This is a genomic window from Leucobacter sp. M11 (assembly GCF_035726885.1).
In the GTDB taxonomy this organism is placed as follows: domain Bacteria; phylum Actinomycetota; class Actinomycetes; order Actinomycetales; family Microbacteriaceae; genus JAPFRB01.
Window position 1 is genome coordinate 327047 of record NZ_JAPFRB010000003.1, and the last position, 5259, is coordinate 332305.

The 5259-nt window shown below is 70.1% G+C and carries 4 protein-coding genes; 2 read left to right on the plus strand and 2 right to left on the minus strand.

Translation table 11 applies throughout. From position 1 onward, the window contains the following. Window positions 1-1242: thiamine pyrophosphate-binding protein (locus OOT08_RS09870; RefSeq protein WP_325092476.1), on the minus strand; the 1242-nt coding region annotated here is incomplete at its 3' end. Between the two features lie 245 nt (window positions 1243-1487). Between OOT08_RS09870 and OOT08_RS09875 the strand changes: the two genes are divergently transcribed. Further along, complete coding sequence (locus tag OOT08_RS09875) at window positions 1488-2684, plus strand: PucR family transcriptional regulator (RefSeq protein WP_325092477.1); 1197 nt, start codon at window positions 1488-1490, stop codon at window positions 2682-2684. Between the two features lie 66 nt (window positions 2685-2750). Here the strand turns inward: OOT08_RS09875 and OOT08_RS09880 are convergent, their stop codons facing one another. Continuing rightward, on the minus strand, window positions 2751-3701 hold the full coding sequence (locus tag OOT08_RS09880; RefSeq protein WP_325092478.1) for a C-terminal binding protein: 951 nt from the start codon (window positions 3699-3701) through the stop codon (window positions 2751-2753). 215 nt (window positions 3702-3916) lie between these two features. On the opposite strand from OOT08_RS09880, the gene OOT08_RS09885 reads away from it, so the two are divergent. Next, the gene (locus tag OOT08_RS09885; RefSeq protein ID WP_325092480.1) at window positions 3917-5254 is read left to right on the plus strand and encodes an MFS transporter; all 1338 of its coding nucleotides are present in this window, start codon (window positions 3917-3919) and stop codon (window positions 5252-5254) included. Window positions 5255-5259 lie beyond the last annotated feature (5 nt).

The window sequence follows — 5259 nt, forward strand, 5'->3', positions numbered from 1 at the left end:
CATGCCCATCGCGCCGTTGCGGGAGCCGACGAGACTGTTCGGCACGCGGTGCGTGATCTGGCGGTGCCCCCAGATGGTCGCGTTGCCCGCGCCATAGGTCAGCACGCGCTCCGGGCTCAGCTGCCGCTCCAGCTCGGCGAACACCTGCTCCAGGTCTGCGCCGGTTGCGGGGCGCTCGCCGCCGATCTCGGCGGCGAAGCGCTCCTGGCTCGCGCGCAGCTCGGCGACCCGCTCGCCCGTGCGCGCACCGGTCACGTCGCCCAGCTCCGCGAGGGCGGCCACGAAGCCGGCCGGGGTGGCGGTGATGACCTGGTCCACCCGTCCAGCGTGCTGGAGGAGCTCGGCGTCGGTGCTGACGAGCACCGTCTCGGCGTCGAAACCAGCCGTGTAACCCTCGCTCATCACGTCCGAGCGGACCGCGCCGACGCCGACGAAGAGGTCGGCGGCGCGCAGCGCCTCGGCGATGCTGTCGCGGCGGCCGTAGCCCGGCCAGCCGACGTAGCCCGGGTGCTCGTTCGGGATGGCGTCGTAGTTGCGCCAGTCGGCGGCCACCGGGATGTGGTTCGCGAGGGCCCAGTCGGCCAGCTCGCGCCCCGTCTCGCCAAAGAAGTTGTCGCCGCCCACGAGGAGGAAGGGACGCTCGGACGCGAGCAGGCGCTGCTTGAGCGCGTCCAGGTCGGCGGCGCCGGGGGCGGGTGCGGCAATCGCGCGGGCCCGGGGGGCCGGGGCCTCGGTCAGCTCGCGGAGCAGATCCTCGGGGAGGCCGACGACGACGGGGCCGGGCCGGCCAGAGGCGGCGACGTGCATGGCCTCGGCGACGATGTCCCCGGCCTGGTCGGCGGACTCGATCGTGAGCACGCGCTTCACGGTGGAACCGAACCAGCTATCGATGCTGAACTCCTGGAAGGACTCGCGGCGGCGGTCCGCGATCGGCACCAGCCCGATGAAGCACACGAGCGGGGTGGCGTCCTGGTAGGCGCAGTGGGCGGCGATGAAGAAGTTCGCGGCACCCGGCCCGCGGGTCACCATCGCGACGCCGGGGCGGCCGGTGAGGCGTCCCTCGGCGAGCGCCATGAAGCCGACCCCGCCCTCCTGGCGGCACACCACGTTCGTGATGTCGGAGTCGTAGAGGCCGTCGAGCACATCGAGGAAGCTCTCGCCGGGCACCGAGTAGACCCGCTCCACGCCGTGATTGGCGAGCGTATCGACAATGAGGTGGCCAACTGAACGCGACTGAGACATCGGGGGTTCCTCTCAACAGGGGTGGGGCTGGGGCAGATCGGGTCGGGCTGAGCGGGCCGCCGAGGGGGTGGCCCCGGCGCGGAGCCGACCGCGGAGCCTCGTTGATCGGGGGTGCGGGCGGGCACTGCTCATCGCCTCATCCTCCACCCTGTCAGGTCAGTCTGCACAATGCACGGGGCATTCGCCGCTGAAAATCGTAGCTATGCTGGGTATTTGCACATCGTCCCCCGACGGAGGTTCCCGTGGTGAGCGCAGAAGCCGAGGACGCGCCGCAGCGCGCCGCCCGCCCGGGCGAGGACCGGAGCGCCCCGCTGTCCAGCGCGCCGCAGCCCGAGGATCGTGACCGCTGGCTGGAACTGCTCGGCATGCTCGACCTGGACGAGCTGAGCCTCGACTTTCTCCGTCGAATCGCCGACGTCGAGGAGTACCAGGACGGCAAGGTCTCCGAGGCGGAACTCGCGCGGGCCGCGCACGGCTCCTTCCTCGGTCTCATCGAGCGGATGCGCGCGGGCAGCGGGCGGGAGCTCGAGACGGTCGCCTTCAACGTCGGCACCTCGCGGGCGCGCGCCGGCGTCTCCCGGGCCGCGCTGATGACCGCGATCCGGATCGACTACGCGGTGCTCTGGAACGCCCTGGTCGCGGTCGCCTCCGCGAACGACGCCCAGCTCTTGCTCCGGCACGCGGACTTCGTCTGGCGCACGGTGGACGATTACGCCCGTCAGGCCCACAACGGATATATAGCCGAACGGGAATTGCTCTCGGACACCCGGCAGCTGGCGCAGCGGGCGCTCGTCTCGGAGCTCGTGGACGCCGAGGAGCCCCGGCCGGACCGGGTGGCCGAGATCGCGGCTGCCCTGGACCTGCCGCTCGAGTCGCCCTACGTGCTCATCGCGGCGGCTGGCTCCGAGGCCGCCAAGCTGCGGGACGCGCTGACCGGCGACCACGCGCTGCGCTCGCTGGTCACCTCGTATTACTTTGGCGGCATGCTCCTCGTCCTCGCGCCAGAGAGCACCTGGCGCACCCGGGCGGAGCTGCGTCCGCTGCGGGAATCCCAGGCGGGGGCGCTCATCACCATCACCGGCCTGGCCGACGTCTGGTCCGGCACCCGGCTCGCGGGCGAGCTCGCGAAGCTGCCGGGCGAGGGCCGGAGGCGGACCTTTGACGACTGGCCCCACCTCGTGCGGGGGCGCCTCGTTGGCACCTTCCTGGAGCCGGTCCTCACGATCGAGGCCGGGCTCGCCGAGTGCGGGCCCGCGGAGCGGGAGAGCATCGAAACCTCCGTGCGGGTGTTCCTGGAAACCGGCAGCGTGCAGGCCGCGTCGGCCCAGCTGTTTTGCCACCGGAACACGATGACGAACCGGCTTCGCCGCTTCACGGACCTCACCGGCATCGACGTGACGGTGCCCGTTCAGGCCGCCCGCGTGGTGCTTGCCTGGGCCTGAGCCCGCACACGCGACGCGGGGCCCGGGACGCACGCGCCCCGGGCCCCGCTGTGTTCGCGCTCGCCCCTAGTTGACGAGCGTGTGCGGGGCCTCGCCCGCGAGCAGGCGGGTCACGTTCTCGGCTGGGATCTGGAAGTACTCCCGCAGGGTTGCCGCGCTCCGGAAGGCGGTGTGCGGGGTGACGAGTACTGCCGGGTGCGCGACGAGCGGGTGCTCGGCCCCGGGGGGCTCCTCGTCGAGCACGTCAAAGAACGCGCCGCGGACCTGGCCGCTGTCGAGGGCGGCCACGAGCGCCGCGTCCTCGACGAGTTCGCCGCGGGCGACGTTCACGACGTAGGCCCCGCGGGGGAGCTTCGCGAGGTTTTCGGCGTTCAGGAAGCCCCGCGTCTCGTCCGTCAGCAGCGCGTGCAGGCTGATCACGTTCGACTGGGCGAGGAGCTCGTCGACGCTGTGTACCCGCTCGACGCCCTCCTGCCAGCCGTCCTCCGGGACGAAGGGGTCATAGGCCACGACGCGGTCGAAGAAGGGCAGCGCGCGCTCGGCGACCTTCCGGGCGATCCGCCCGAGGCTGAACAGGCCGAGGGTCAGCTCGCTCGTGCGCGGCGGCAGCGGCAGCGCGGAGTAGTCCCACGCGCCGGCCTCAACCTGCTCCACCGAGGCGCGCAGCTCGCGCAGCATCGAGAGCATTCCGGCGACGGCATGCGTTGCCACCTCCTCGCTGGCGACGGAGGGCATGTTGCAGACGTCGACGCCGAGCTCGCGAGCAACGCCCACGTCGATCTTGTTGTAGCCGACCGAGGTGGTGGCGATGACCCTGAGCTGGGGGAGCTGGCGCAGGGTGGCGGCGTCGAGCTCGATGAAGCTCGCGATGATGCCGTCCGCGTCCGGGGTGCGGGCCAGCAGCTCGGCCGGGTCCATCGTGTCCAAGGGGGTCACCTCGTGCCCCTGCCCCTCGAGGAAGGCAATGGCGTCGGCGGGGTCGAGGGCTCCCCGGTCGGTGATGGTGATCTTGGCCATGTCGGCTCCTTTACGCTGTGGCAATACCTGCTCTGGAAGCCTGACACAGGAGCCGCTAGGCATGTGCACACGGTTGGGTGGGAGGTCGGCGACACTTGCCCAGTGCCGGAAGGGGGCCGGGCTGGCAGTCTCGATGAGGACGGGTAACGGCACCTGTCCATGACCTGTTTCGCTCGAGGACGAGCGACAGCACCGAGAAGGAGACTGAGCCCGACATGAGTTCGACGTCACACACAACTTCGGCGGAGCGTGAAACCGCGACCGTCAACGTCATCACGCCCCGTGAGGCCCGAAAGGCCGCCATCGGTGCGCTCGTCGGCAACGTCCTGGAATGGTACGACTTCTTCCTGTTCAACACGGCGGCCGCCCTCGTGTTCAACGTGCAGTACTTCGTCTCTGAGGACCCGGCCGTCGCCGCGATGGCCGCCTTCGCGACGCTCGCGGTCGGCTTCATCGTCCGCCCCCTCGGCGGCCTGCTCTTCGGGCGTCTCGGCGACCGTATCGGTCGCAAATCGGTGCTCCTGATCACCGTGGTCGGCATCGGCGTGGCCACCGGCATCATCGGCCTGCTGCCCAACTACGCCTCCATCGGCGTCTGGGCCCCGCTCTTCCTCGTGGTGCTGCGCCTCATGCAGGGCCTGTTCATCGGCGGTGAGTGGTCCGGCGCGATGACCCTCGCGGTCGAGAACGCCCCGCTGAAGATGCGCGCCCGGATGGCCGCAATCCCGCAGCTGGGCTCGCCCATCGCCACGATGATGTCCTCCGGTGGCTTCTTCCTGCTCACCTACTACCTGAGCGCTGACAGCTTCGACTCCTGGGGCTGGCGTATCCCCTTCATCCTCGCGATCCCGCTGCTGCTGGTGGCGCTGTGGATGCGTGCCAAGATGCAGGAATCGCCCGTCTTCACCGAGATGAAGGAGAGCGGTGACAACGAGAAGGCCCCGCTCAAGGTGGTGTTCACGACCGCGTGGCGTCAGCTTCTCGTCGGCGTGGCCGCCGTCATGCTCGGCACCGCTGGCTTCTACATCGTCACGACCTTCGTCATGAACTACGGCACGCGCGTGCTCGGCATTGAGCGAAACATGATCCTGATGGCCACGATGATCGGCTCGGTCTTCCAGCTGCTCTCGGTGCTGCACGCCGGGCGTTTGGGCCAGAAGTACGGCTCGACCAAGGTGATCGTTGGCGCTGGGATCCTGACCGCGCTCGTCGCCTTCCCCTGCTTCATGCTGATTCAGACCACGAACCCGGTGCTCGTCACGATTGGCATCGTGATCTCGGTGTCGCTCCTGACCTACTCCTTCGCCGCGGCCGGACCGGTGCTCACCGGCCTGTTCCCGGCGCGGGTGCGGCTGTCCGGTGTCGCCGTCGGCTTCAACGGCGCGAACGTGATCGCGGGGCTCACGCCGCTCATCGCCACCGCTCTGGTGACCGCGTCGGGCGACTCCTGGTGGCCCGCCGCAACCATGCTCGTGATCTTCGCCGGGCTCAGCGTCGTTGGCGCGCTGCTCGCGCCGAAGCTCAGCCAGCAGTACGCGAACTACAAGCACTAGGCGAG

Coding starts and splice junctions, on each gene's coding strand:
- OOT08_RS09880 (WP_325092478.1), bottom strand. CDS start 3,701: ATGGCCAAGATCACCATCACCGACCGGGGAGCCCTCGACCCCGCCGAC.
- OOT08_RS09885 (WP_325092480.1), top strand. CDS start 3,917: ATGAGTTCGACGTCACACACAACTTCGGCGGAGCGTGAAACCGCGACC.